The following is a 25,640-nucleotide window of genomic DNA, read 5'->3' on the forward strand; positions in this document are numbered from 1 at the left end:
CACGCAACGCGCCCCGCACCGGTTTTCGTTTAGTAGTTCGAGGTCAGCTGCACGCAGGTCTCGGTCTCGGTGTTGTACATCCCGCAGCCGAGCGTTTCCCAATCGGATTTCAGGATAGCCGATTCAGGCAGGTAGTCGGTCCAGGCATCGCCGGGCACTTCCGCGGTCTGGCTGATGATGTCGAACTGACCGTCGGCAGTGATTTCGCCGATCAGAACCGGCTTGGCCAGGTGATGGTTTGGCAGCATCACGGCGGTACCGCCCGTCAGGTTCGGGAATTCTTGACCATACATTGCTTCACGCACGGCATCGACATCCGTCGTGCCCGCCTCGGCCACCGCATTCACCCACATATTGAAGCCGATGTAATGCGCCTCCATCGGATCATTGGTCACGCGGTCTTCGCCCATCTTGGCTTTCCACGCTGCGACCCAAGCCTCGTTGGCCTCCGATTCAGCGGATTGGAAATAGTTCCATGCGGCGAGGTGACCGACGAGGTCGGATGTATCGAGGCCAGACAGCTCTTCCTCACCCACTGAGAAGGCGACAACAGGGATATCATCGGCTGAGATACCGGCAGCGGCGAGTTCCTTGTAGAAACCGATATTGGCGTCACCATTGATGGTCGAGATCACACCAACCTGCTTACCATCCGCGCCCAGCGCGACCACATCAGCCACAATCGTTGCCCAGTCAGAATGGCCGAAGGGGGTGTAGTTCACAAAGATGTCTTCGGCAGGGATGCCGTTATCCTGCAGGTAAGCCTCAAGAATGTTGTTCGTGGTGCGCGGATAGACGTAGTCAGTCCCCAGAAGCGCGAATTTCTCAACGCCCAGTTCCTCAAGGAAATAGTCCGTGGCCGGGATCGCCTGCTGGTTGGGTGCAGCACCCGTGTAGAACACGTTCTTGGAGCTCTCTTCGCCTTCATACTGCACCGGATAGAACAGAAGGCCGTTCAGCTCTTCGATCACGGGCAAAACCGACTTACGCGACACGGATGTCCAATTGCCAAAGATCACGTCCACCTCGTGCACGGTCAGCAATTCGCGTGCTTTCTCGGCAAAAAGCGGCCAGTCAGAGGCCGGGTCAACCACGACCGCCTCGATCTCGCAATCGAGCAGGCCGCCAGCGGCGTTTTGCTCTTCGATCAAAAGCAGCATCGTGTCTTTCAGTGTGGTCTCAGAGATCGCCATCGTGCCCGACAGCGAATGCAGCACACCAACCTTGATCGGGTCAGCGCATTCGGCGGCAGCCATGGCCGTTGTGCCCAGAAGGGCGGTCAAAGCAAGAGCAGAAGTTTTAATCGTCATAGACTTAAGGTCCCCATTGTCGCTGCGGATTTCAAAAAGGCGCCAGGCCCCTTTTCAACGAAAAGCCAATCCCCGAAGGCAGGAACCGCAGCAGTGATGTTGTCGTCGCGCGGGTGTAGCGATCTGCCGGGATGCCATCCGCGCGGCTCGCCTTTTGGTGAGCAACTGCAAGTGACGTGAAACGCCTAAAATTGGCCAGAGATTTAAGCAGTTCGAGAAATGGCCCCAGCGTTCCGCTGAATTATTGGGCGAATGATGACGAAATGCTCATGCTTTAATCGCACGACGGTTCCACGAGAAGAACTCAAGTATGGGGCGAGATCAGCGTGTCGCCCGTCAAGCAGAGCGGCGAAACCTCATTCCACCACGCTGAGCTTCAACCGCATTTCGCGCAAGACAGGCAAAGCCGCGCGGATTTTGTCATTGCCGACCTTCTGGACCACCTCGGCAATGACCGGTGCAATCGCGGCGAGGGCTGCGTCGCGGGCTGCCTGGCCGGACGGGCTGATCGCCACCATCTTGCGCCGCGCGTCCTCCCAATCGGGGCGAATATGGACCCAGCCGGCCCATTCGAGCTTGTGCAGCGTATTCGTCATCGCGCCGCGTGTCAGATGAAAGGTCTTGGCCAACTGCGCAGGTGACCGTTCGACACCCGCATGCGCCAGATGGTTCAGCACGGAGAAGTGCGACAATTCCATGCCCTTGGGCAGCACCCGCGCGACATTGGCGCGGGCCAACTGATCCACCATCAGGATTTCGCTGAAAAGCGAAACAGCAAGACTGTCAGAGGCGTCGGACATCAAGGGCCTTCAAATGGGCGATCGTGGCTCAGGGCCGCGATACGTTTTCGGCTTTGTGCCACTTCCGCAAGGGAAAGATCAACCAAACCCATGCCGGGGTCGGTGCCCATGTCCAGCAAAACCTCACCCCAGGGCGAGATCGCCATGGAATGCCCATAAGTCGTGCGTGCTTTGCCTGATTGCGCCGCATGCGTCCCGGTCTGCGCGGCGGCCAGCACATAAGACCCGGTCTCGATTGCGCGGGCGCGCAACAGCGGCTCCCAATGTGCCGCACCGGTTACGGGCGAGAATGCGGATGGTACCAAAAGCACCTCAGCGCCGGCCTGCGCCAACGCGCGGTAGAGGTAGGCAAAGCGAATATCATAACAGATGCTCAGCCCGATCTTCGCAAAAGGCGTGTCGGCCACAACCGCATGTGTGCCGGGGCGATACCCCGCTGACTCCCGGTAGGTTTCCGTATCCGACACGGTCACATCAAACATGTGGATCTTGTCATAGCGGGCCACGATCTGCCCGGCAGGATCAATCAGGAACGACCGGTTCGCAAAACGGCCATCGGGATCATCCGTTTTCAGGGCGAGCGACCCGATCGAGAGCCAGATGCCATGTCGGATCGCCGCCTCGCGGAGCGCATGCAGGGTCGGATCATCGGCCTCTTGCTGGAGTACACGCGCCTGATGTTTGCGCTGCTGCGACACACAATTGGTCACCTCTGGCGTCAGAACAAAGCCCGCCCCTTTGCCCGCCGCCTCGGCAATCATATCCACCGTCCGGGGCAGATTTGACGCCGGATCATCGCTGACATTCAGTTGAAGCAGTGCCGCCTTCATGCAGCCAGCATCGCATCCAGCTTGCCCGCACGCTCAAGCGCCATCAGATCATCGCAGCCGCCCACATGGGTGCCACCGATAAAGATCTGTGGCACGGTGCTGCCGCCATTTGCACGCTGGATCATCTCGGCACGGCGCTCCGGCTGGGCCGAGATATTGACCTCGGCAAAGCTCACATCTTTCGATTGCAGCAGGCGTTTTGCCATGAAGCAAAAGCCGCAAGTGGGTTTGGTGTAGATTTCAACATTCGCCATATTCGTGGTCCCGCACTGGATTTTCCCTTGATCTAGGCGTCTTTAACCACTCTTGCCAGTGTAACAATCGACACGTTTGCGGCACCGGCAGCGCGGGCAGCCTCGGCAGAGGCGGCAAGCGTTGCCCCGGATGTCATCACGTCGTCGACCAAAAGAACCGATTTGCCCGCGATCTGGCCCTGCCGCTTGGGGTTCGGAATGATGGCGCCGGACAGCGTCTCAAATCGGGCATCCCTGCTGTGCCCCTCAAGCGGCTTGGTCTTTTTGGGCCGCAGCAACGCATCCGCACAGACCGGCCGTTCAAGCACGCGCCCCAGCATATGGGCCAGCAGCGCTGCCTGATTGTAGCGGCGGCGCGCCAGCCGTGCCCAATGCAACGGTACCGGCACCAGCACCGTATCATCCCGCAAAAGCGGTCGCGCCGCGCGGGTCATCCACATGGCCGCAGGTCGGGCAAGGTCGGTGCGGTCGCCATGTTTCATGCGCAATACGAGACACCGCCCGATGCCGGTATAGATCAGCGCCGCCCGGCCCCTGTCCCAGGGTCGCGCGATGGTCATGCAGTCATCGCATTGCACGCTCTCGCCTGTATCCTCACCCGGCAAGGGCACGCCGCAAGTGTCGCAGACCAATCCGCCGATAAACTTCGTCTCGCGCCAGCACGAACCGCATAGCCCAAACTCTGCCTCGGTGGGCTCATCGCAAGCGACGCATTGTGCGGGGTAAATGGCCCGAATGACGCTTTGCAACCGCATGAAACCACCCTAAATGACGCGCATGAATATGCCGCAAATCACTGACCGCGCAGCGCTTCTGCGTAATCGCAGCCGCGCCGAACCTGACGCGCTGTTCCTGCAGGAACATGCGGCTGACGCACTTCAGGAAAGACTGAACGAGGTTAACAGAACCTTTAAATCCATCGCCATTGCCACGGGTTTTCCTGATTTCTGGCACGCGCGGTTTCCCGATGCCACGATTGTCGCAGATGATGAGATGCTGGACCTGCAGCCGCAGGCGCATGATCTGGTCCTCCACGCCATGTGTCTGCACTGGGCCAATGACCCGGTGGGCCAGCTTGTCCAGTCGCGCCACGCGCTGAAACCCGACGGCCTGCTGCTGTGTACGTTCCTTGGCGGCCAGACCCTGCACGAATTGCGTACATCACTAGCGGAGGCCGAAGCCGAGGTTACCGGCGGCCTCTCCCCCCGGATCGCGCCGATGGGCGAAATCCGCGACCTTGGTGGACTGTTGCAACGGGCAGGCTTTGCGATGCCCGTCGCCGACAGCGATGCGCTGAATGTCAGCTACGCCAACGCGTTTCACCTGATGCATGACCTGCGCAAGATGGGCGAAAACAACGCTTTGACCCAGCGGATCAAGCACACCACACGCCGCGCGATATTGATCAAAGCCTCACAAATCTACGCCGCGCACTTTCGCAACGCCGATAACCGCGTCGATGCGACGTTTGAGATCATTACGCTCACCGGCTGGGCCCCGTCGGACACACAACAGCAACCCCTGCGCCCCGGCAGCGCGCAGACGCGACTGGCCGACGCATTGGGAACGATTGAGACGCCCTTAAATAGGTCCAATGATTGATCCCGCGCGTATCCCATTTAAATGACACGCCAAGCGCGCTACCTAAGAGGGCAATGAAAATGTTTGACGCACAAAGCCAGGCCGAAGAGCGCCCAGCAACATGCCCGGTGCATGCCAAGGCGGATCACCCGCCCGTCAAACCGGCCCGCGTCGGCATCCTTTTGGCCAATCTCGGGACGCCGGATGCGACTGACTATTGGTCGATGCGGCGTTATCTGAACGAGTTTCTGTCCGACAAGCGCGTCATCGACTATTCCGCATGGATCTGGCAGCCGCTTTTGCAGCTTGTGATCCTGTCAAAACGCCCCTTTTCATCAGGTGCCGCATATAAATCCATCTGGAATGAAGAGGCGGATGAAAGCCCGCTGATGACGATCACGAAGCAGCAGACCGCCGCCATCAGAAAGCAGATGGTCGCCCGTTATGGCGACGATGTGCGCGTCGATTTCTGCATGCGCTACGGCAACCCCTCAACCAAATCCAAGGTCCGCGAAATGGTTGAGGCAGGCTGCACCAAAATCCTGTTCTTCCCCCTCTACCCCCATTACGCCGGCGCCACCTCAGCCACCGCCAATGACCAATTCTTTCGCGCTCTGATGGAAGAAAAGTGGCAGCCCGTCGCCCGCGTCGTGGAACCCTACTTCGCCGAACCCGCCTATATCGAGGCGCTCGCGCAGTCCATCGAACGCGCTTATGCGGCGGCTGAAACCAAGCCGGAAAAGCTCGTCTGCTCTTATCACGGTGTGCCAGAGCGGTATTTACGCGAAGGTGATCCCTATCATTGCCAATGCCAGAAAACCACGCGGCTCTTGAAAGAGCGCTTGGGCTGGGACGACACCCAGATCGTGACAACGTTCCAGTCGCGTTTCGGGCCGGAGGAATGGCTGAAGCCCTATACGGTGGAAGAGGTCGCGCGCCTGGCCGAGGAAGAAGGCGTGAAGAACATCGCCGTCTGCGCGCCAGCCTTCTCCGCCGATTGCATCGAAACGCTTGAAGAGATCAACGAAGAGATCAAGGAAAGCTTTGAAGAGGCTGGCGGCGATCACTTCACCTACATCCCCTGCCTCAACGATGACCCGGCCCATATCGACGCGCTGTCGGGCGTAATCGAACGCAACCTGAAAGGTTGGCTGGACTAAGCATCGCGGCGTTGATTGCGTTCGCATCGGGGGTAGAGTGGCCTGATAAGAATTGTTCGCCCGATGGCGCAGCTTTCTGTTGTTCATCAGGCCCAACGATTGCCGAGGTCATGATGCGCAAATCTATTTCCGCCTTTGCCGTTTTTACGTTTCTTTGCCTCAATTCGCCCCTTTGGGCACAGACCGAGCAATGCTCTCCATCTTTGGCCGGTTTCGCGCGCGACGGATACCCTGACGAATTGTCTTTGGGACTCGGCGATTGCAATGCCCATTGGGAAGGGACGCTGCCGACAACGAATGTCCCCGCGCGCCTGACCACAGCGACAGACGCGACTGTGCCACCGGGCTTTCTGGATGCTGTCGTCACCGCGTTGGTGGAAACGGACCGCGCAACGTCACTCTTGGCGGCGGGGCCGGTCGATCCCGGGCGCGCGGTTGAGTTCATCGTCGCAGGGCCGCGCACCGATGGCTCTGGCGCGTACGGCGAAACCTTTTCGCGCGGTGATGTCTGCCATGTCGTTTTGCTGGAAACATCATGGTCGGCGGCAAATTGGGCCGCCGAAATCGGCCCCACAGTCGCGCATGAGTTTTTCCATTGCATTCAGGCGGCGATGGCGACGAACCTATTCTTCGCAAGCCCTGATTGGGCCATTGAAGGCTCTGCCACATGGTTTGAACATCAGGTCTACTCCAGTGTGCCGCACAGCTTTGTCGACCGGTTTGAAGACAACGTCGCGCGCATTCCGTTCAATGAGCTGGAAGACGAGGCCTGGGTGCTATTCGTCTGGCTCGCACAAAGTCGGGGGGTCGATGCCATTATCCCCTATCTGCAAGGTCTGCCGGACATCTCGGAAACCGTCGAAGGCGTCATTGATGCACTGACCCCGGCACAATGGGTGGAATTCGCGATCACTTACACGGAACGCAACATCTTCACCCGCGACTGGCGGCGGGTGGCCCCGACACGGAATGCCCCGGTCGAGGCCGCTGTCATCCCGCCTGAAACGGATAATGCCGATGTGCTGGTGCCGCGTGGTCGGGCGCAGATGATGCGGCATCATGTGACGCTGAGTTCGGGTGTCTGGGCCATCACCGGACAACCCGGCACCATCGCCTATTGGACCCGGCTTGATGAAAGTGGCAATCCGACGCGCGGTTGGCGCAATATGGCGGACGGGTTTGAGGTTGAGGTCCCTTGTCAGGACACGCACACCTTTGTTGTCATTGGCTTTTCCGACACAGATGATGATTATCAATATGGCGTACAATTCCAGGAAGAAACCTGTTCGCTCGCTTGTGGCGCGGTGCTGGGCGGCGTGGATCAATGCGTGGTCGGCCATTGGGAAGTGGTCGACGCCGCCGAGGATTTTCGCAGCTCTCCTTTCATGACCATGATGCGAGGCTTTGCGACCATGGGCGGCGGGTCGATTGATCAGGTCGATATCCACACGGAAACCTACACATTCGCGGCGGATGGCACGTTTTCCAGCAATCGCCCCATGACCATGTCGGGCCGAGGCAATGATGGCGCGAATGATTTTGAGATCACGATGGATATTCGCGTTAACGAAGATCGCGGGCGCTGGGGCACGAATGGCCGCCGCATGACCCTCTGTACCGAGCGCAATATCTGGGAGGCGACAATCACAGGCAGCGTGGGTGGCTCCGGCCCTGAAGGGCAGGAAATCTCGACCGACGAAACCGTCACGGACGAAGAGCCCCTAGCGGCGCGTTACACTTGTGACGGCAATACGCTCAGAATCCGCCCCGGCGCCAACATCTTTTTCAGCGATGATCCGATAGAGCTTAATCGTCTGTCGTCGCCCTGAGGTGAAAAATTTCCACGTGATTTCACAGCAACCCCACGCCAGAATCACTTTGGCGGCCCACTGAAACAGCCATGAAAGAACCGCCCTAAAGTTGCAAATCAGTGCACGCGACCCGCAAAGAGCGCACTGAATCGGCCCTGAATAAGACATTGATTTCAAATATAAAATAGGAATCGTTGCATTGCGTTAATCTAAAAACCCACAACTTTTCCAAAGTAGGTCGCAAACAAACCATATTTCAGAACGAAATTTTACTCGCTTGTTTTTGTGTATGGACCGCATTTTTTGGGCGGAGTTTGGTGAAACATGGCGACCGCGACAAAGCAGAAAGGTACGGACACTCCGTCGGAGCAAAGCGAAGCGCTTCCGAACGGCACGACCTTGCTTGGCGATCAGTTTACCATCATCCGACCGCTCAGCAACGGCGGCTTCGGCATCACCTATCTTGCCCAGGACAACTACCTTGAGCGGAGCGTCGTGATCAAGGAATGCTTCCCCGAAGTGTTCTGCCGCCGCAACGGCAAAAGCGTTTTCGTCCGGTCACATTCCAACCACGAAAAGTATCGCGCCATTGTCGAGATGTTCATGCGCGAGGCACGCAGCATCGCCAAAATGCGTCACCCCAACATTGTGGGCGTGCATCGCATTTTCGAAGATAACGAGACGGCCTATCTTGTGCTCGACCGGATCGACGGCCGCGATTTGCTGGACATCATCAAGGACAATTCCCAGGCGCTGACGCCTGAACAGGTCAAAGCAACACTGATCAAGATCCTCGACGCGGTTGATCTGGTGCACCAGAATGACCTGCTGCACCGCGATATCGCACCCGACAACATCTTGCTCGACAAATGGGGTAGCCCCGTTCTGATCGATTTTGGCGCTGCCCGAGAAGAGGCCAGTCGTGAGACGCGTGCGCTTTCTGCCGTGTTGGTGGTAAAAGACGGCTACTCGCCACAGGAATTCTATTTCGCCGGCGGCAAGCAATCGGCTTGCAGTGACCTCTACGCGCTGGGCGCCACCTTCTATCACCTGATCACAGGGTCCGCACCGCCCAATAGTCAGACGCGGATGGCCGAATTCGCCGGAAACAACCCGGATCCTTGCGTGCCGCTGGCAGGTCGTTTTGATGAATATGAGCCTGAATTCCTCGCCGCGATCGACAAAGCGATGCGCATCCTGCCGAAGGACCGTTTGCAGACTGCGCGCGAATGGTCAGCGATGATCACGACCGAAAAGCCGCTCACGCTATCAAAGCCGATCCAGCAGCCCAAGAACGACAAGCTGGAAAAAACACTGACCCGTTTGGTGAGCGAAACGAACGAATTTGTCCGCAATTCGCAACCGCGCGAAGCAAAGAAGCAATCCGCGGCTCCGGTGACGAGTGAGCCGCGTGTGACTGCGCCGAAATGGGTCGACGAATTCAACGCCGAAACCTCGAAGATTGAAAAGAAAAAGGCTGTGCGCGAACGACCCAAAAGCGTCGAGCCGCAAGCGACCACACCCAGCAAGCCGCGTGCGCCGAAACCGATGCCTGTCATCGTGCCGGAACCCATCCAGCAGCGTTCGCGCATCCGATCCTTTATCTCGGACAGGATTTTTCGGCGCGGTATGAACTAAGCTCAAAAAAGAAGGGCGCCATACGGCGCCCTTTTTCGTATTCGGCTTCTGCCAAACGCTCAGATAAGCAGCACCTGTGTGCCGACCTGCGAGAAGTTGTAAAGTTCCGCAATCTGCTCATTATAAAGACCGATGCAGCCATTCGACGACCGGCGGCCAATCTTGCGCGTATCATGGGTGCCGTGGATACGGTAATAGCGCCAGGTCAGGTGCAAGGCATGTGTGCCCAGCGGATTATCCGGGCCGGGGCCAATAAAGTCAGGCCATTCGGGGTTGCGCAGCTTCATTGCCGGGGTCGGTGCCCAGCTTGGCCCTTCGACCTTGCGGGTAATGGCCGTGCGGCCCGTGCGGGTCAGGTCTTCGGTCAGTGGCACACTGGTGGGATAAAGCTTGTAGACCGACTCATCTTCAGACCAGTAGTGTAGTGCACGCGACTGGATATCGACGAGGATCGCGCCATTGTCCAAGTTGTCAAAGTAGGGCCGCCAGTCGAGCGAGCGAAAGCTCGAAATATTGCGCTGGACCCCTTGCGAGATATCGCTTTCCATTTCGGTTGTGCCCGCCGTCTGGGCGGTGGCACCTGTCCCGATCATCGCGGCAGACCCGGCCAGAAAACCGCGGCGCGACAGTGCATTCTTCATGGCATGCTCCGATTTTTGAGTCAGAAAATCTTTCAAGGCTGAAAATTAATGTGTCTGGTATGTCACCGCAATTCAAAGAAATGTCATACGGGCCGATGGGCGCAAACATGTGTGTTTGAAGTGTCAGTGCAATGTGGATAAGGAACGACAAACGCGAAATGAGGCGAATGAAGGCATGGATCGACGCAAGTTTCTGATGGGAGCGGCTCTGACGAGTCTGGCCGCCTGCGGTGGCGCACCCAGCCGTCCGCTTGGGCCTGACGGCCTGCCGTTGCCCTCTGTCTATCGCATTCGCCCGCAAGACGAGGCCGCCGTCCAATTTCGCATGCTCGACAGCGTGAATGCCGTGCGCGCCCGGGCAGGGGTTCCGCCTGTTCAGCTTGACGCACGTCTGAACGCTGCCGCAGCGACTCATTCGCGCGATATGTCGGTGCAGAACCGGCCCTGGCTGTTTGGATCTGACGCGTCCAGTCCGCTCGATCGTGCCCGCCGCGCCGGTTTCCCCGGACGGCTTTTGGGTGAGAATATCTCGGAATCCTATGAGACCGAACTGCAAACGCTCGCCGCCTGGATGAACCAGCCCGACACCCGCGCTGTCATCGTTGACCCGGACGCGCGCTTCATGGGCTTTGCCTGGTTTCAGGAACCGGCGGGCAAGCTTTGGTGGACGTTGAACATGGGCAGCGATCCGGCCGTCACGCAGCCCATCCCCAGCACAATCTCTTAGGCGTAGATGAAGATTTTCGTGTCGTTCTCGACCATTGCGTAGATCTCATCCATCTCGTGGTTTTTCACCGCAATGCAGCCCCAGGTCCAGTCCGGGGTACCCAGCCAGGCCTCTGGCGTGCCGTGAATGAAGATATCGCCGCCCGGATCAAGCCCCTTGGACCGCGCATAGGCCACGTCGCTGGCATTGGGGTATGAGATGCCTAGCGACAGATGGAAACGGCTGTTCGGATTGCGCCGATCAATGCGATAGGCACCTTCCGGTGTGCGCCCGTCACCTTCGTGAACCTTATGGCCTACAGGTGCGAAGCCCAGATCAAAGTTATACTGCTTCAGAAGCGCGTTCTGATGCAGAAGCTGCATCGTTCGCTGCCCCTTAAACACCTGAATGCGTGTCACTTGTGGCCCGGTATATTGCTGTACCGCCGCACCACATCCGGCCAGGCCCAAAGCGGCCCCAACCATCATCGATCGTCTTGAAATCATTACACTGCCTACTGTCCCGGTCTGCGCCGTTTTTTTCATTATGACAGTAAATTGTGGCTAAAGGGAGGAAAAGAAAGCCTGAAAAGCTCATTTCCTTGTGAAAGGTGCCACGATTTCCACATGCGGAGACCAGCGGAACTGATCGACGACCTGCAGCCAGGACATTTCGAAGCCAGCGTCGATCAGCGTCGCGGCATCCCGCGCGAAGGTGACAGGGTTGCAGGAGACCATTGCGATTGTCTTAAGATCCGAAGCTGCGAGGGTCGCGATCTGGGCGCTTGCACCCGCACGCGGCGGGTCGATGACCGCTGCATCAAAGTGCTGAAACTCGTCCGGCTCCAGCGGGCGGCGGAAAAGGTCGCGGCTTTCTGTGGTCACTTTGTGCAATTCATGGCCTTCACGCCAGCCACGGTCGAGTGCGGCCAGCATCGACGCTTCGCCTTCCACCGCGTGGACCTCGGCCCTTTTGGCCAGCGGCAGAGAGAAGGTGCCGCAGCCTGCGAAAAGGTCGATGATCCGGCGGGCATCTGTCGTGATCTCATCGACCGCGTGCCACAGGGCATCCTGCCCGTGCTGCGTGGCTTGCAGGAAGGCTCCGGGTGGCGGGGTGACTGCTGTTCCGCCGAAATCCTGCGCAGGCGGGTTCAGCGTAACCACCGGTTCGTCGTTCCACACAAGGCGTGACAGCCCGAATTGGTTGGCGAGTGCGGCAAGTTCGATCCGCAATTGCCGGGCCAAGTCCTTGTCGGTGGTCACGAGCACATCCGCCCCGACGGCGGTTTCAGTCACGGTAAGGTCAATCTCGCCCTTGCGCGAGGCGGCCAGAAGCGTCAGCGCCTCAAGCGCGGGCAAGGTGCGGGTCAGGGCGGGGGTGACAAGCTGGCAATCCGGCACAGCGATGACTGTATCGGACGCCTTGGCGTGAAAGCCCACAAGCGCGCCTTTTTTCGTGCGCCGCCCGGAGAATTTCGCGCGTCTGCGGGACTGGGCAGGTGAGGTGGCCATAGGGCGAAAGGCCACGTCGATCCCGCGCGCCTGTAGGGCCTTTTGCACGATCTCTTGTTTCCAGTTCGCGACAAAGGTATCGCTGGCATGTTGCATCGCGCAACCGCCGCAGGATTTGAAATGCCGGCAAGGGGCGGCGACCCGGTCAGAAGAGGATGTGATGATGCGGACCGCGCCATCTGCAGCGAGTTCGACAACCTCGCCCGGCAAGGCTCGCGGGACCAATCGCCCATCTGTGGCCCGGCCAAGCCCCGCGTGGGTGACGCCTTCGATGGTCAGCATTTACTCCGCCGCGGCCTTGACATTGATGAACCCACCCGATTGCCGGTTCCAGTAGCGCGCATAAAGCCCGCCTTTGGCCAGCAGATCGTCATGCGTGCCTTCCTCAACAATCCGGCCGGCGTCAAGCACGACGATCCGGTCCATCCGAGCAAGTGTCGAAAGGCGGTGGGCGATAGCGATCACCGTCTTGCCTTGCATGACCTGTTCCAGTGCTTGCTGGATGGAGGCCTCGACCTCGGAATCAAGCGCACTGGTCGCCTCGTCCAGCACGAGGATCGGCGCATCCTTCAGGATAGCACGCGCAATCGCGATCCGCTGTCGCTGCCCACCGGAGAGTTTCACGCCGCGTTCGCCTAGATGCGCGTCATAACCGGTGCGCCCGTTGTGATCTTTCAGACCTGCAATGAATTCATGCGCCTCGGCCTGCTGGGCCGCGGCCTCAATCGCGGCCTGATCGGCGTCCGGATTGCCGTAGCGGATGTTGTCAAACGCCGAGCGGTTAAACATCGCCGTTTCCTGCGTGACCATGGAAATCTGGCGGCGCAGGCTTTCCTGCGTAACGGCGCGGACGTCCTGGCCGTCCACCTCGACAGCACCTTCTTCGGTGTCATAAAGCCGCAAGAGCAGTGCGACCAACGTGGACTTGCCCGCGCCTGACGCCCCAACCAGCCCCAGCTTTTCACCCGGTTTCACATCAAGCGTCACATCATAAAGCCCGCCAGGTCCGCCGCCATAGCTGAAGCTGACATTCCGCAGGGCGATGGCGCCCTGATCGGCAACCAGCGGCTTGGCGCCTTCCGCATCCACAAGACCATGGGGCGGGCTGAGGGTGTTCATCGCATCCTCAAGCTCACCTACGTTGGAATACATGCCCATCAGCGTGAAACTGACCCACCCGGTCATCTGCGCCAGCCGAAGTGATATCGCACCGGCAGCAACGACCTCTCCCGGTGTGGCGCTGCCCGTGGTCCAGAAATAAAGCGTGGCCCCAACCAGCAAGATCGGCAGCAAGCCACCCAGCGCCATCAGCCAGAACCGGAAGGATGCCGACAGCCATCCATAGTGGACCGCCGTACCCCAATAGTTGACCATTGCGTCGATGGCTGCCCGATCCTCGTGATCGTCATGGGCGAAAAGCTTGACCGTCTTGATGTTGGTGATCGTGTCTACGACTTGACCTGTCACCATTGCGCGGGAGGCTGCGCGCGCCTTGGACCGTTTGCGGATCAGCGGCATGAAATACCGGATCATACCGATATATGCGATAACCCACAGCGACAGGAGCGCGCCGCTGCGCATATCAATCGTCAAGAGCAGAATGATCGACCCCACGACCGAGGCCAGCGCAAAGGCAACCGTGTGGATCATATCCACCATTAGGTCTGTCGCTGCGCGCGCCGCTTGCATCTGTTTCTGCGAAATCCGACCGGCAAAGTCATTGTCAAAAAACGTGACCGCCTGCCCGAGCGTGTGTCGATGCAGCCGCGACAGGATCAGGTTGCTGAGCGCCGGGCCGACCACAACGGCCTGCATCATGCCAGAGATACCCAGCACAATGGGCCGTAGGATGACAAAGAAGGCGGTCACGCCCACCAGCAACATAACATTGTCGGAAAAGTAGCTGTCAGGTGATGAAACCAAGGCTGCGTCGATCACCAACCCCAGCATCAGCGCGGTCAAAACCTCCAATGTCCCGGCAAAAGCTGACACCAGCGCAGCCCCACCGGTGACCTTTAAACTGCCAGACATGCACCACTTCAAAAACGCCATCAGCGTTTTCGGCGGGGCACCGTCTGCCCGCGCGAAGGGATCGATCCAGGTTTCGGGCTTCATTCGGCTGCACCAAGGTCCTGGCCCAGAAAACCACCCGATTGCCGCGCCCAGAACCGCGCATATTGGCCATTGGCCGCCAACAGCGCCTGATGCGTGCCTTCTTCCACAATGCGCCCCTGATCCATGACGATAATCCGATCCATTTGCGCAATCGTGGACAGCCGGTGGGCAATGGCGATCACGGTCTTGCCCGCCATCATGCCATAAAGCGTCCGCTGGATTGCCGCTTCGACCTCACTATCTAGGGCGCTCGTTGCTTCGTCCAACAACAGGATCGGCGCGTCTTTCAACATCACCCGCGCAAGCGCGATCCGCTGGCGTTGGCCGCCAGAGAGTTTCACGCCGCGTTCACCCACCTTGGCGCTATATCCTTTGTTCTTTTCGCTGTCCTCAAGGCCGAGGATGAACTCATGCGCCTCGGCCTTTTTTGCCGCTGCGATCATGTCATCCTCGCTCGCCTCCGGTTTGCCGTAGATGATGTTGTCACGCACGGACCGGTGCAAGAGCGCGCTGTCCTGCTGCACCATCCCGATATTGCGGCGCAGGCTGTCCTGGCTCACATCCGCGATGCTTTGGCCATCGATTGTGATGCTGCCCTTCTCGGCATCATAAAACCGCAGCAAAAGCTTCACGAGCGTCGATTTCCCCGCGCCAGATTGCCCAACCAGCCCGACCTTTTCGCCAGGTCGAATTGTCAGGTTGATATTGTCGAGGCCGCCAGCCTCCTTCCCATAATGGTGTGAAAGGCCCCTGACCTGGATCTCGCCAGTTTCGACCCGCAGTGCATTCGATGTCTGGTCGAGTAGTTTGATTGGTTGCGCAATCGTCTGCATGCCCTCGGACACGACGCCGAGTTCGCGGAAGAAATTGCTGGTGGCCCACATGATCCAACCGGACATCGCATTGAGGCGCAGCGCCAGTGTGGTGGCCACAGCCACAACACCGACCGTCGCGGTGCCAAGGCCCCAAAGCCACATTGACCAGCCAACAACGCCCACGATCAACAGGCCGTTCAGCACCATCAGGCCGACATCCATAATCGTGTAAAGCCGCATCTCGGCCTGGAATGTCTTGCGGCTCGTCTCCATCGCGTCCTTGGCATAGGCGATTTCGCGGTCGTGATGGGCGAACATCTTGACCGAATGGATGTTGGTATAGCTGTCCACGATCCGCCCGGTGACCTTGCTGCGCGCATCCGATGCGGCCTCTGACGCTGGGCCGATGCGCTTGACCACCCAGCGGAGCAGCAAAAGATAAGGGATCAGCCACAACAGAAGCGGGATGATCAGCCGCGGATCGGCCTGCCCGAGCAGCACTGCGGCGGCCACGACATAGGCCGCAGCGAATGTCAGAGCATCGAAAAGCTGGAACATAACCTCACCGGCAGAGGAGGGCGTCTGCATGATCCGGTTGGCGATGCGGCCTGCGAAATCATCCTCAAACCAGCCGACCGACTGGCGCAGCACGTGCCGGTGCGCCCGCCAGCGCACGAGCGTGGTAAAGTTCGGCAGGATCGTCTGGTGCAGCAGCATGACCTGCGCGATATGCAGGATCGGGCGCAGGGTCAGGATGAAGAGTGCGACGAGGATAAACTCCAACCCGTGCCGCGCCCAGACTTCGGCTGGCGGTCCGCTTGAGAGTGTATCAACCAGCCGCCCGACATAACCCAACAGCCAGATCTCTACCGCCGCAATGACCATGGAGCCCAGTGCGGTGACAATCAAAACACCTTTGAACGGCTCTGCGTAATTCCGCAGAAACGGGTAGAGCCGCTTGGGCGGCGTGTCGGTCTCCTGATACGCGGTATAGGGATCGACCAGGCCTTCGAAGAATCGAAACATTGGTCTGCCTTATCGGGTTATAAGGCTCACATAACAGGGATTGACCTAAAGGAAAACCAGAAGGGAAAACACGCCCAAGGCGAGCGCCATGACGCGCATGAAGACACGCCAGGCGCGGGGATTTGTCAGCAGATAAGACAGTAATGCGCCTGCTGTGGTCCAAAACAGACAGACGCCCAGATTGAGGCCTGAAAACGTGGCTCCGAGAGTAACGGCCTGACCCGAAGGTGGGAGTGCGGGCACATAGGCCATAGCACTCAGCGCCACCGCCCAGACCTTGGGATTAACCCATTGAAAGAGCACCGCCTCGACGAATGTGAAGGGCCTGTCCCGCTCTTTCGACGTGGCCGGATCGGCCCGCCATAGGTTGAAAGCCATCCAGAGGATCCAGGCCGCAGCAGCAATCTTGAGCACCAGCGTCAGCGTGGGTTGCGCCTGCAAAAGCGCGCCGATCCCGAAGCCGGTCACACCTGCCGTGATCCCCACACCAACGGCCACGCCCAGAATGTGCGGGAGCGTTCGTTTGAAGCCAAACCGCGCGCCCGATGTGGTCAGCAGGATCACGTTCGGCCCCGGCGAGAACAGCCCGAAGAACACAAAACCGATCAGGGGCAGGAATTCAGTCAAGCAGATCGGCCTTGGTCAATGTAAAACCCGACGCGATCCAGCGCGCCTCTGCCGCCTTCAGTGCCTTGCCCAGGGCGGGACCCTTAAGCGCGGGCATAAGATCGGCGGCGGTCAGGGGGAAAGTCTGCGCGGCAGCTTGCCGCACCGATTTCGCATCTTTGGCTTTGATCTCATGCCCCAGTGAAGCTGCGTTGATGGCCAGACGGTCTATCCCACTATCAATGCCAAAGCGATAAGCGGCTTCAGCAGGCGACATCTCCGCCCGGATCTGTTCGAGATATCGCCCTTGGTCTTTTGACAGACGCAAATCCGTTTCCGGCGCACCGCCCAGGATCGCAAGGCGGCGCATTGGGTCCGGTGACAGCCCCGCCTGTTCCTCGACATGCACGAGCACTGCAAGTGTGGTGACATCGGCGCCGGGCAGTATCTGAACAAGCGCCCCTGTTGCCGCCATCGAAGCCATTGCAGGCGCCGGATGAGGTGCTGCGAGCAATTTCAGCATTTCGCTCGTCACTCGCTCAACCGACAACTGGCGCAACCCGTCGATATTGGCCGCACATGCGGCGAGGCCATCGGGGTCTGGACCGTTATGGCCATACCACGCATGAAACCGAAAGAACCGCAGGATGCGCAGGTAGTCCTCTTTAATCCGCTGATCCGCGTCCTCGATAAACCGCACGCGCCGCGCGAGTAGGTCTGGAAGACCGCCGAGCGGGTCGGCAACCATGCCGTCCGGCCCTGCATAAAGCGCGTTCATCGTGAAATCGCGCCGCCGCGCGTCGTCTTTCATATTGTCTGCGAAAGCGACCGTTGCGCGCCTGCCGTCAGTGGCGACATCCCGGCGAAATGTCGTGATCTCAAACGGGATGTGATCCATCAGAACGGTGACCGTGCCGTGGTCGATGCCTGTGGGGATCACCTTCAGCTTGGCCTTTTTGGCCAATGCGGTCACCTCAACCGGCAATGCATCTGTCGACAAGTCCAGATCGGCGACCGGTTCACCCAGCAGCGCATTGCGAACACAACCACCCACGAACCACGCCTGATGCCCTGCATCCGTCAGCAGGCGGCATATCCTTTGCGATGCGTCCTGCGTAATCCAGTCTGCGGTGATCCGGGTCATGACAACCGATCCGCAAGCGCGCGCAAGATGCGGGCGGTCGCCCCCCAGACATAATAAGGGCCGTAAGGCACGGTATAATAGTGCCGCTTGCGCCCTTGCCAGCGCCGCCCTTCGACGCGGAACATCGCGGGTTGTGCCAGATGAGCGAGCGGGATTTCGAACACTTCGCTGACTTCGCCAGCTTCCGGGATCGGGTCGAAAGCGCCCTCCAGCAGTGCAAGCACCGGCGTGACCTGATAGCCTGTTACCGTCTGATGCGGCGGCAGCGTGCCCAGCACCCGTGGGCGGTCGCGGTGCAGTCCGATCTCCTCCTCTGCCTCGCGCAAGGCGGCATCAGTGACGGTCGCATCATCAGGGTCCTGCTTGCCGCCGGGAAAGGCGATCTGGCCCGGATGATGCTTCAACCGAGCCGAACGTTTGGTCAGGATAACCGTCTCGCGTTCTGCCCGCACAGCCACAAGAACACCCGCAGACGTCAGATCCCAATCGGGGACTTTCACATCCTGATTAAGGTCAAAGTCCGAGGACGCATCCCCAGTTTTGGACAATGCGTCGCACAGACGTTTTTCAAGATCAGGCACTGGCGTCCTTGGCCTCAAACCCCAGCGTGTCAGGGTCAAACGCGTAATGCGCACCGCAGAACTGGCAATCTGCGGTCACGGTGCCCTCTTCGGTGGTCATCGTGGCGATGTCCTTCGCCGAATAGATCGACAGGCTCTGCCGCACTTTATCCGCCGAACAGGAACAGCCGAACTTCACTGGCTGGGCGTCAAAGACACGCGGCGCCTCCTCATGAAACAGCCGCACGAGCAGGTCCGTCGGCGCCACGGCGGGGCCGATGAGTTCGATTTCTTCGACCGTGTCGAGGAGCGTATTCACCCGCACCCAGTTCTCACTTTCATCGTCGTTCAGGATATCAGCCGCTTCCAGCAACCCGTCCTGACCCGATCCACCTTCACCGCTGACATAAGGCGAGGCTTTGGGCATATGCTGCAGCATCACACCGCCCGCACGCCAATGAGTGTCCTGGCCGGGCAATTGCGACTGACCGTAGGTCAGCTGGAACCGTGTCGGCAATTGCTCGGACTGCGCGAAATAGGTCTGCGCGCAGGCCGACAACGACCCGCCCGCAATCGGCGTGATCCCCTGATAGGGCGTCATGCCCTGACCTTGGTCGATCAGAATGGCGAAGTAACCCTGACCGATCTGGCTAAACGGATCAGCGGCCTCATCGAGCTTTTCAGCATCATATGACGCATAGGCACGGATGCGCGCAGGCTGGCCGTCTTCGCTGGGGCCGTAATAGTCGGTTGCAATCAGACGCACCGCACCCGATCCGCGCACCTGCAACGACAGTTTCCAGCGCAACTTGACCGTCTGCCCGATGAGTGCGGTCAGCAACGCCATCTCGGCCACCAGCCCTTCGATCAGCGGCGGGTAGTCGTGCTGCGACAGCACCTGTTCCAGCACACCATCAAGACGCGCCACCCGACCGCGAATGTCGGATGCGTCAAGTTGAAACGGCAGGACGGTATCGTCCCAGGCGATTTGCTGGCCGAGGCTCATAGGCTTTCCTTACATGTCAGGAGTTGGCATACCGCGCCTATATAGGCGGGGCAAGGCGGCCTCCAAGAGGGTGAGCTATGATCAGACGGTATGGCGATGCGCCGCGAAACGGGCAGCGATATGTCCAACGGCCCGGTGTCTACGCGGTTCTGCCGCGAGACGGGAAGCTGCTTTTGACCTATCAGGGCGCGCCGCATGATGAGATCCAGCTACCGGGTGGCGGCGTTGATCCGGGGGAAAGCCCGATCCGTGCCTTGCATCGCGAGGTGTTCGAAGAAACCGGCTGGCGCATCAGCCACCCGCGCCGGATCGGGGCGTTTCGGCGGTTCACCTATATGCCGGAATACGGGATTCACGCCGACAAGCTGTGCCACATCTATCTCGCCCATCCGGTTCGGCCTTTGGGGCCACCGACGGAGGCGGACCATATCCCCCTTTGGCTGGATGCCGAGGATGCGGCGGGCATGGTTTACAACATGGGCGATGCGTCGTTTATCCGGCAGCTCATGGGGCGTTAGCGCCCGCGTCGCCAGACAAAACCTCCCCTTGCCTTGCTGCGGCGCGCCCTTGCATTGCTGACCAGATAGACTGTCACGAAGACCGCGGACGAAAACGGTGTCTTCAAAAGCCGCAGCATATTGCTAAAGCTCTTGTTGAACTCGCTGTCATTGTCTTCCAGTTCCGGAAACGCCTCGGCCAGTTCCACATTCCCCTCGCGCCAACGGTGGCGGACATGGACGAGGTTTGCGAAACCTTCTGGCAGGGGCCAGTCATAAGTCGCTTTGGTCTTTAGCCGTTCATGCGGCTTGAATTGCAGCCGGACAAAGCGGTCATCGCCGTAGATTTTCGGAAATTCGGCCCAACGCGCACGACCCGACCCATTCACGGCATAAAGCCCGATCCCCGGCACCCCGTCGCGCACAAAGGGCAGGCTGGTCCAGACCTTGGCATAAGCGCGGCTGATGAGGCTTTTGGACCGTGGAACGCGGACCGCGCCGCTGGCATAGACAGGCTTTTCGGCAGAGAGCAGGTCCGAGAGTTCTGTCAGGACACGCGGGCTAATCACGATATCTGCATCCAAATACACGCGCGCGGCGTGACGCGCGACCGCGTCACCTTCATTCAACGCGTTCATCTTGTTGCCAACGGGAATATCCAGCACCAGTAAGTCAAAACCCGCCTCTTTCAGCGCGACTTCCTTCGCTTGGGCGAGACTCACCGTCTGGTCTGTACAGCCATTGGCCGCGACAATGACCTGCATGTCATGGCCATCCGGCAGGTCAGTTTGCGCGACAATCGCGTCAAGACAAGTCTGAATGCAGCTTTCCTCGTTATTACTCGGAATAATGACACTCAACACCGGTTTGATCCTTTATCGCGACCTTCCTTTTGCATATGCCGCCCCCGGCGCCGTCATGCAAGAATGACAGAAACAGAATGCGCTACGCCTGAGTGATTCATCTGAGGGAAAACAGTGCAAGGATTTGCGCACATTTCCGCCGAAGCGAAGCGTGTCAAAACGCACAGATTACACCTTATTTTCAAGGCGTCATGACGCAACGCAACCATAACTTGCACGAATACAGACAAAGATCAGACATGATGACCTGACGCAACGGAAAGGTATGGACAGCCTTAATTGCCATGTGTCAGCATGCCGAATACTTCATCGTTTTATGGTTTCTGGTTTGTTTGTTGCATTGCCAAAACAAGAGCATGATTTTTCGTCTGCGGGGAGCGACCAATGACGCGCGCCCCTGTCTACGTGACACGCCCATCAATCCCACCGCTTGCCGATGTTCTGCCCCTGCTGGAGGAGATCTGGGATACCCGCATGCTCACCAATTTCGGTCCATTGCTCCGAAGATTTGAGAGCGCTTTGGCGGATCATTTAGGGGTGGATCATGTAGCACTTGTCGCGAATGCGACGCTCGGCACGGTTCTCGCGATGCAGCAGGCTGGCATCACTTCCGGCGAGGTGATCACCACGCCGTTTTCCTTTGTCGCCACCGCCCATGCGATCCGCATTGCCGGGGCTGAACCGGTTTTTGCGGATATTGATCCTGTGACGCTAAACCTCGACCCTGCACAGGTCGAAAAGATGATCACGCCGCAGACCCGGGCGATCCTGCCGGTCCATACTTTTGGGATTCCCTGCGATGTGGATGGCCTCGCAGATGTGGCGAACCGCCATGGACTGAAGCTGATCTATGACGCGGCACATGCCTTTGGTGTAAGTCGCGATGGCCAATCGATCCTGCGCCATGGTGACATGTCGGTGCTCAGCTTTCACGCCACAAAGGTCTTTAACACCTTCGAAGGTGGTGCCGTCATCGTACCCAACCACGAAACGAAATGTGCCATCGACCGGCTGGCCAATTTCGGTTTCGCTGATGCACAGACGGTTGAGGCGATTGGAACAAATGCGAAGATGCACGAACTCAGCGCGGCTGTGGGCCTCGCGCAGCTTTGCGGGATCGATGCTGTCCTGGCCGAGCGCGCGAAGGTTGCGCAACGCTATCATGATGCGCTGAAAGACGTGCCTGACCTGTACTGCGTCAGCCCTACAGGTTTGGAGGGGCATAACCACTACGCCTTCCCGATCCTGCTACGCGCCGGTTATCAGATGGACCGCGACACGCTTCTGGCGCGGCTTGAGGCAGAAAACATCTTTGCGCGCCGCTATTTCTACCCGCTCATCTCGGATCTTGACCCTTATAACACGCTCCCCTCAGCCGCGCCCGAGGGTCTGCCGGTCGCGCACGCGGTGGCGGATCAGGTCCTTTGCCTGCCGCTTTTTGCTGACCTCGATCCAGCCACACAGGACAGGATCATTGATCTGGTCAAGGGACAATGACGCTGAACTGGCCGATGGTGGAGCGGCTTGGCCGCAGGCTGCTTGGCCAGCGCCCCGGCCATTTGCGCGACCTCGCACAACAGACCATCACACTCGCCCCGGCAGAAACGGCAACCGTCCCACCCGCCATCTATCCCGACGATGCGCTCGACAAGATCACTGGCCTCTCACCTTGGCGCAGCTGGCCCGTTGAAACCGCGCTTATCGAAGCTGGTCAAACCACGCATGCCGCAACGCTTGCACATGTGGTAGAGGACGTGATGATCTTCGGCCCCTTCATCTACAAAGGGGTCACCCATTATGATCCCAGTTACGGCGACGAAAAACTGTGGCAGTCATTTGAGGCCCGGCGTCAGGAGATTGATAGCGCTGCGCTCGTCTCTTGCTTCTCCGGCAGTCGATTTTTTGGCCCTTTTTTGAAGGACAGTTTGCCACTAGAGCTATTAACGGATCAGGACACCCACGCGATCGCAATGCCAACAAGGGCGTATAGTCATGAAGCCGGATATCGCGCGCTGTTTGATCTGCCCGCGCCGCCAGTTGTTGAACATGCACATGTACGTCGACTAACCTTCTACGATGACTTTGGCCAAAACGCGGGCCGGGGGGCGCGATACGAAACCTTGCATCAGCGCCTGCGGGATCATCTGAAGCCGCGTGACGCCGATGCACCCGCGGGCATCTACCTCAAACGTGGCCAAACAGGTGAGGCCCGCATTCTCTCCAACGAGACCGAACTCGAAGACTTGTTGCGCACGCGTGGGTTCGACATTGTGGAACCGGCAAGCCTGACGGCGGAAGAGATCGCGCAGCAGACACTGGATGCCCCGATTGTGATCAGTGTTGAGGGCAGTCACATCTCGCATGTGGCATACAGCATGGCACGCACCGGCACTTTGCTGGTTTTGCAGCCGCCCGACCGTTTTGCCATGGCGTTTAAGGAGTTCACTGACCGTGTGGGTATCCAGTTCAGCTTTTTCGTGGGCGATGCGTCCGATGGTGGCTTTCACATCGATCTGGACAGTTTCCAACAGTTCCTGGACCGTGTGATGCCATGAAAGCCTCTGCCCAAAATGAGCTGATCATTCTGCCCGTGCTCAAGGCCACGCGCGGCCCGCGTGGGGGTCTCGTCCTGACGCAGAAGTACCTCAACGGTGCCGCCGCCTATGCCAAAACATGGCCCGGTCCTGTGACAAGCCTGATCGCGCTCACCGATACACCAACAACCGATATGGATCAGGTTGAGGTGTTACCGGGTGAAGCGGAAACAACGCTGGAGATGCGGCCCACCGAACCTGAAGCGCTTGCCGCGCGGATCAAGAACGCAGCCCTCGTTTCGGGCTTTCTGTCGCCTTATGAGTTGCCCACAGCAGAGCTTTGCCAGAAGCTTGACGTGCCCATCGCATTTGTCAGCGAATACTCTTTGCAGACCGAGCTGCAGATCATCCGGTCCGAGACCCGCAACCCGATCCTGCGGTTCCGGCGCAAGCTCTGGACCCTAAACGCTGAGCGAAAGCGTAGAGAGGCGCTGAAACTGGCGGCCGGGCTGCAATGCAGCGGTACGCCAACCTATAACGCCTACAAGGATGCCATCGCGAATACGCTTTTGTTCTTTGACAACCGGGTTCCACAGGATGCTGTCATTTCCGAAACCGAACTGGCGAGGAAGACTGCCGACCTGAAATCCGACAGGCCCTTGCGCCTTATCTTCGGCGGGCGTCTGGTGCCCATGAAGGGTGTCATCGACCTCGCGCCCTTTGCCGCTGCGCTGCGCAAGCGCGGCGTGAACTTCATACTCGACATCTATGGTGACGGACCCCTGCGCGACAATATTGCCAAGCAAATCAACGACATGGGCCTGTCCGAAGTTGTGCATTTGCGCGGTGTCGTTGATTTCGAAACCGAATGGGTGCCGACCCTGAAAGAGCAGGCGGACCTCTTTGTCTGTTGCCATCCCCAAGGTGATCCATCCAGCACCTATCCCGAGGTCATGGCCTGCGGTGTGCCGATTGTGGGCTACGATAACGAGGCGCTGAAAGGCATCATCGAGATATCTGAGGCCGGGTGGGCCACGCCGATGCACGATATCGCGACCCTCGCAGATACTGTCACAGGGCTTGCCAAAAACAGGGTTGAGCTGGCGGATGCAGCGAAAAACGCCCGCAGCTTTGCCGCCAAACATGCTTTCGAGGCAACCATGGTGCGTCGCACAAAGCACTTGATCGAGATTAGCCGCCTGCCCGCCGCGCTTAAGGAGTGATGGGACCGGGAAAAAGCGTCTCGGTCCTGCCGGTCAGATAATAGAAAAGCAGCCCCCGCCATTCATGCGCCCCGGCATCGGTAAGCCGCAGTCCATTGCTGAAGTCGTAGAAATAGCTCGGATCGAATGGCGGGATCCATTTGAAATCAACGGGGTAGGGAATAGGTTCGAACCCCAAAGCGCGATAAGACCCGATCAGCCGCGGCATCCGGTGCGCGGGCGTAACCGCCCACCAGATCTGATCAGTATCCTCTCCGATCAGGTCCAACGTGTTGCGCGCCCGCGCCGCTGTGGTGGCTGCATTTGGATCAATGATGATCCGGTCCGCGGCCACGCCAAATTCCATCAGTACCCGCCGCATCCCATCCACGCCACGCAAGGGTTCCGGTGGGAAATTGGTGCCGCTGCCGCCGCTAAGGATAATCCGCGCCTCCGGATATCGTTGGGCCAGCAAAGCGGCCGTGGGCACTGCCTCACCACCGTCTTCAAGCTCCAACAAGGCGCCATTGTGCCTGGCATGCACCTCATTCAGCCCCGCACCCAGCACAATCAAACCATGGGGAGGTTCCGCCACCTCAAGGTCAACAGGCGGAAAGCGGGTCACAAGCGGCGCGATCATGACCTCGCTAAGGCTCGTGAAACCAAAAGTGACAAAGCCGGTCAGCCCCAAAGTGAGGGACGTGATCGCCGTCCGCCGCCAGTGCAAAAGCAACGCGATGAGCGCCAGCAGAATCAGCAAAAGGAACAGGGTTGAGGGGGTCGTCACAAAATCGATGACACTTCGCAGCATGATAAAAAACGCATCCAAATCAAAATATTTGCGCGCGCAAGCAGCACTTTGTGGCAAAAGACACAGCGCAAAAGGCCAAATGCTGCGACTGCATCATTAGGGGTCACAGGCCCGCACGACACATGCTAGTAGTTCGACGGGAATCCATTTGTCCCGTCAAGTCATGATTTGCCCAGGTTTCTTTTTAACGACGTAAAGCCTTTATACTGATCATAAATT

The 25,640-nt window shown here is 58.9% G+C and carries 25 protein-coding genes; 9 read left to right on the plus strand and 16 right to left on the minus strand.

Annotated elements, in window-relative coordinates:
- Nucleotides 1-29: 29 nt before the first annotated feature.
- The 5 genes from urtA to SLH47_RS11880 all read right to left on the minus strand — a co-directional run bounded on the left by urtA (nucleotide 30) and on the right by SLH47_RS11880 (nucleotide 3,949).
- The gene (gene urtA, locus SLH47_RS11860; protein ID WP_320239720.1) at nucleotides 30-1,310 is read right to left on the minus strand and encodes an urea ABC transporter substrate-binding protein; all 1,281 of its coding nucleotides are present in this window, start codon (nucleotides 1,308-1,310) and stop codon (nucleotides 30-32) included.
- Between the two features lie 356 nt (nucleotides 1,311-1,666).
- Nucleotides 1,667-2,110, minus strand: coding sequence for a MarR family winged helix-turn-helix transcriptional regulator (locus SLH47_RS11865; RefSeq protein ID WP_320239721.1), 444 nt, complete (start codon nucleotides 2,108-2,110; stop codon nucleotides 1,667-1,669).
- Nucleotides 2,110-2,940 (minus strand): carbon-nitrogen hydrolase family protein, encoded by an 831-nt coding sequence (locus SLH47_RS11870; RefSeq protein WP_320239722.1) that lies wholly within the window; start codon nucleotides 2,938-2,940, stop codon nucleotides 2,110-2,112. The genes SLH47_RS11865 and SLH47_RS11870 overlap by 1 nt, the downstream gene beginning before the upstream one ends.
- Nucleotides 2,937-3,194, minus strand: a complete 258-nt coding sequence (gene grxC, locus SLH47_RS11875; RefSeq protein WP_320239723.1) for a glutaredoxin 3 — start codon at nucleotides 3,192-3,194, stop codon at nucleotides 2,937-2,939. Before grxC ends, SLH47_RS11870 begins: the two co-directional genes overlap by 4 nt.
- A gap of 32 nt (nucleotides 3,195-3,226) precedes the next feature.
- A complete protein-coding gene (locus SLH47_RS11880) occupies nucleotides 3,227-3,949 on the minus strand; it encodes a double zinc ribbon domain-containing protein (protein WP_320239724.1) in 723 nt (240 codons plus the stop codon).
- Between the two features lie 22 nt (nucleotides 3,950-3,971).
- On the opposite strand from SLH47_RS11880, the gene SLH47_RS11885 reads away from it, so the two are divergent.
- From SLH47_RS11885 to SLH47_RS11900, 4 genes are all read left to right on the plus strand, one after another.
- Entirely contained in the window at nucleotides 3,972-4,796 is an 825-nt protein-coding gene (locus tag SLH47_RS11885; protein ID WP_413785638.1) for a methyltransferase domain-containing protein, read from the plus strand.
- A 53-nt stretch (nucleotides 4,797-4,849) separates the two neighbouring features.
- Complete coding sequence (gene hemH, locus SLH47_RS11890; protein ID WP_320239726.1) at nucleotides 4,850-5,935, plus strand: ferrochelatase; 1,086 nt, start codon at nucleotides 4,850-4,852, stop codon at nucleotides 5,933-5,935.
- Between the two features lie 110 nt (nucleotides 5,936-6,045).
- Entirely contained in the window at nucleotides 6,046-7,764 is a 1,719-nt protein-coding gene (locus tag SLH47_RS11895) for a hypothetical protein (protein WP_320239727.1), read from the plus strand.
- Nucleotides 7,765-8,070: 306 nt separating this feature from the next.
- On the plus strand, nucleotides 8,071-9,384 hold the full coding sequence (locus tag SLH47_RS11900) for a serine/threonine protein kinase (protein ID WP_320239728.1): 1,314 nt from the start codon (nucleotides 8,071-8,073) through the stop codon (nucleotides 9,382-9,384).
- A 59-nt stretch (nucleotides 9,385-9,443) separates the two neighbouring features.
- Here SLH47_RS11900 and SLH47_RS11905 read toward each other — a convergent pair whose 3' ends face one another.
- Nucleotides 9,444-10,025, minus strand: coding sequence for a L,D-transpeptidase (locus SLH47_RS11905; RefSeq protein ID WP_320239729.1), 582 nt, complete (start codon nucleotides 10,023-10,025; stop codon nucleotides 9,444-9,446).
- Nucleotides 10,026-10,200: 175 nt separating this feature from the next.
- Between SLH47_RS11905 and SLH47_RS11910 the strand changes: the two genes are divergently transcribed.
- Nucleotides 10,201-10,752: a CAP domain-containing protein gene (locus SLH47_RS11910; RefSeq protein ID WP_320239730.1), complete on the plus strand. Its 552-nt coding sequence runs from the start codon at nucleotides 10,201-10,203 to the stop codon at nucleotides 10,750-10,752.
- On the opposite strand, the gene SLH47_RS11915 is transcribed toward SLH47_RS11910, so the two are convergent.
- From SLH47_RS11915 to SLH47_RS11950, 8 genes are all read right to left on the minus strand, one after another.
- Entirely contained in the window at nucleotides 10,749-11,237 is a 489-nt protein-coding gene (locus tag SLH47_RS11915; RefSeq protein ID WP_320239731.1) for a L,D-transpeptidase family protein, read from the minus strand. The two genes, SLH47_RS11910 and SLH47_RS11915, sit on opposite strands and share 4 nt — an antisense overlap.
- 87 nt (nucleotides 11,238-11,324) lie before the next feature.
- Nucleotides 11,325-12,524: a class I SAM-dependent RNA methyltransferase gene (locus SLH47_RS11920; RefSeq protein WP_320239732.1), complete on the minus strand. Its 1,200-nt coding sequence runs from the start codon at nucleotides 12,522-12,524 to the stop codon at nucleotides 11,325-11,327.
- On the minus strand, nucleotides 12,525-14,357 hold the full coding sequence (locus SLH47_RS11925) for an ABC transporter ATP-binding protein (protein ID WP_320239733.1): 1,833 nt from the start codon (nucleotides 14,355-14,357) through the stop codon (nucleotides 12,525-12,527).
- Complete coding sequence (locus SLH47_RS11930) at nucleotides 14,354-16,198, minus strand: ABC transporter ATP-binding protein (protein WP_320239734.1); 1,845 nt, start codon at nucleotides 16,196-16,198, stop codon at nucleotides 14,354-14,356. Before SLH47_RS11930 ends, SLH47_RS11925 begins: the two co-directional genes overlap by 4 nt.
- Nucleotides 16,199-16,243: 45 nt before the next feature.
- On the minus strand, nucleotides 16,244-16,825 hold the full coding sequence (locus SLH47_RS11935) for a LysE family translocator (RefSeq protein ID WP_320239736.1): 582 nt from the start codon (nucleotides 16,823-16,825) through the stop codon (nucleotides 16,244-16,246).
- The gene (locus SLH47_RS11940) at nucleotides 16,818-17,948 is read right to left on the minus strand and encodes a CCA tRNA nucleotidyltransferase (protein ID WP_320239737.1); all 1,131 of its coding nucleotides are present in this window, start codon (nucleotides 17,946-17,948) and stop codon (nucleotides 16,818-16,820) included. The genes SLH47_RS11935 and SLH47_RS11940 overlap by 8 nt, the downstream gene beginning before the upstream one ends.
- On the minus strand, nucleotides 17,945-18,529 hold the full coding sequence (locus SLH47_RS11945) for a CoA pyrophosphatase (protein WP_320239738.1): 585 nt from the start codon (nucleotides 18,527-18,529) through the stop codon (nucleotides 17,945-17,947). The genes SLH47_RS11940 and SLH47_RS11945 overlap by 4 nt, the downstream gene beginning before the upstream one ends.
- Nucleotides 18,522-19,514 (minus strand): Hsp33 family molecular chaperone HslO, encoded by a 993-nt coding sequence (locus tag SLH47_RS11950; RefSeq protein WP_320239739.1) that lies wholly within the window; start codon nucleotides 19,512-19,514, stop codon nucleotides 18,522-18,524. The genes SLH47_RS11945 and SLH47_RS11950 overlap by 8 nt, the downstream gene beginning before the upstream one ends.
- A 77-nt stretch (nucleotides 19,515-19,591) precedes the next feature.
- Between SLH47_RS11950 and SLH47_RS11955 the strand changes: the two genes are divergently transcribed.
- Entirely contained in the window at nucleotides 19,592-20,032 is a 441-nt protein-coding gene (locus SLH47_RS11955) for an NUDIX hydrolase (protein ID WP_320239740.1), read from the plus strand.
- Here SLH47_RS11955 and SLH47_RS11960 read toward each other — a convergent pair.
- Complete coding sequence (locus SLH47_RS11960) at nucleotides 20,029-20,874, minus strand: glycosyltransferase family 2 protein (protein WP_320239741.1); 846 nt, start codon at nucleotides 20,872-20,874, stop codon at nucleotides 20,029-20,031. The genes SLH47_RS11955 and SLH47_RS11960 overlap by 4 nt on opposite strands.
- A gap of 384 nt (nucleotides 20,875-21,258) precedes the next feature.
- Here SLH47_RS11960 and SLH47_RS11965 point away from each other — a divergent pair, with 384 nt between their 5' ends.
- Genes SLH47_RS11965 through SLH47_RS11975 form a run of 3 tightly spaced genes read left to right on the plus strand, consistent with a single transcriptional unit; the run spans nucleotide 21,259 to nucleotide 24,631 of the window.
- The gene (locus SLH47_RS11965; protein WP_320239742.1) at nucleotides 21,259-22,371 is read left to right on the plus strand and encodes a DegT/DnrJ/EryC1/StrS family aminotransferase; all 1,113 of its coding nucleotides are present in this window, start codon (nucleotides 21,259-21,261) and stop codon (nucleotides 22,369-22,371) included.
- Nucleotides 22,368-23,429 carry a glycosyltransferase family 61 protein gene (locus SLH47_RS11970; RefSeq protein WP_320239743.1) on the plus strand — a complete coding sequence of 354 codons (1,062 nt, stop codon included), beginning with the start codon at nucleotides 22,368-22,370 and terminating at the stop codon, nucleotides 23,427-23,429. The genes SLH47_RS11965 and SLH47_RS11970 overlap by 4 nt, the downstream gene beginning before the upstream one ends.
- Nucleotides 23,426-24,631, plus strand: a complete 1,206-nt coding sequence (locus SLH47_RS11975; protein WP_320239744.1) for a glycosyltransferase family 4 protein — start codon at nucleotides 23,426-23,428, stop codon at nucleotides 24,629-24,631. The genes SLH47_RS11970 and SLH47_RS11975 overlap by 4 nt, the downstream gene beginning before the upstream one ends.
- On the opposite strand, the gene SLH47_RS11980 is transcribed toward SLH47_RS11975, so the two are convergent.
- A complete protein-coding gene (locus SLH47_RS11980; RefSeq protein ID WP_320239745.1) occupies nucleotides 24,621-25,421 on the minus strand; it encodes a YdcF family protein in 801 nt (266 codons plus the stop codon). The genes SLH47_RS11975 and SLH47_RS11980 overlap by 11 nt on opposite strands.
- Between the last annotated feature and the right edge of the window lie 219 nt (nucleotides 25,422-25,640).

The organism is Cognatiyoonia sp. IB215182, from assembly GCF_033963905.1.
Taxonomy (GTDB): domain Bacteria; phylum Pseudomonadota; class Alphaproteobacteria; order Rhodobacterales; family Rhodobacteraceae; genus Yoonia.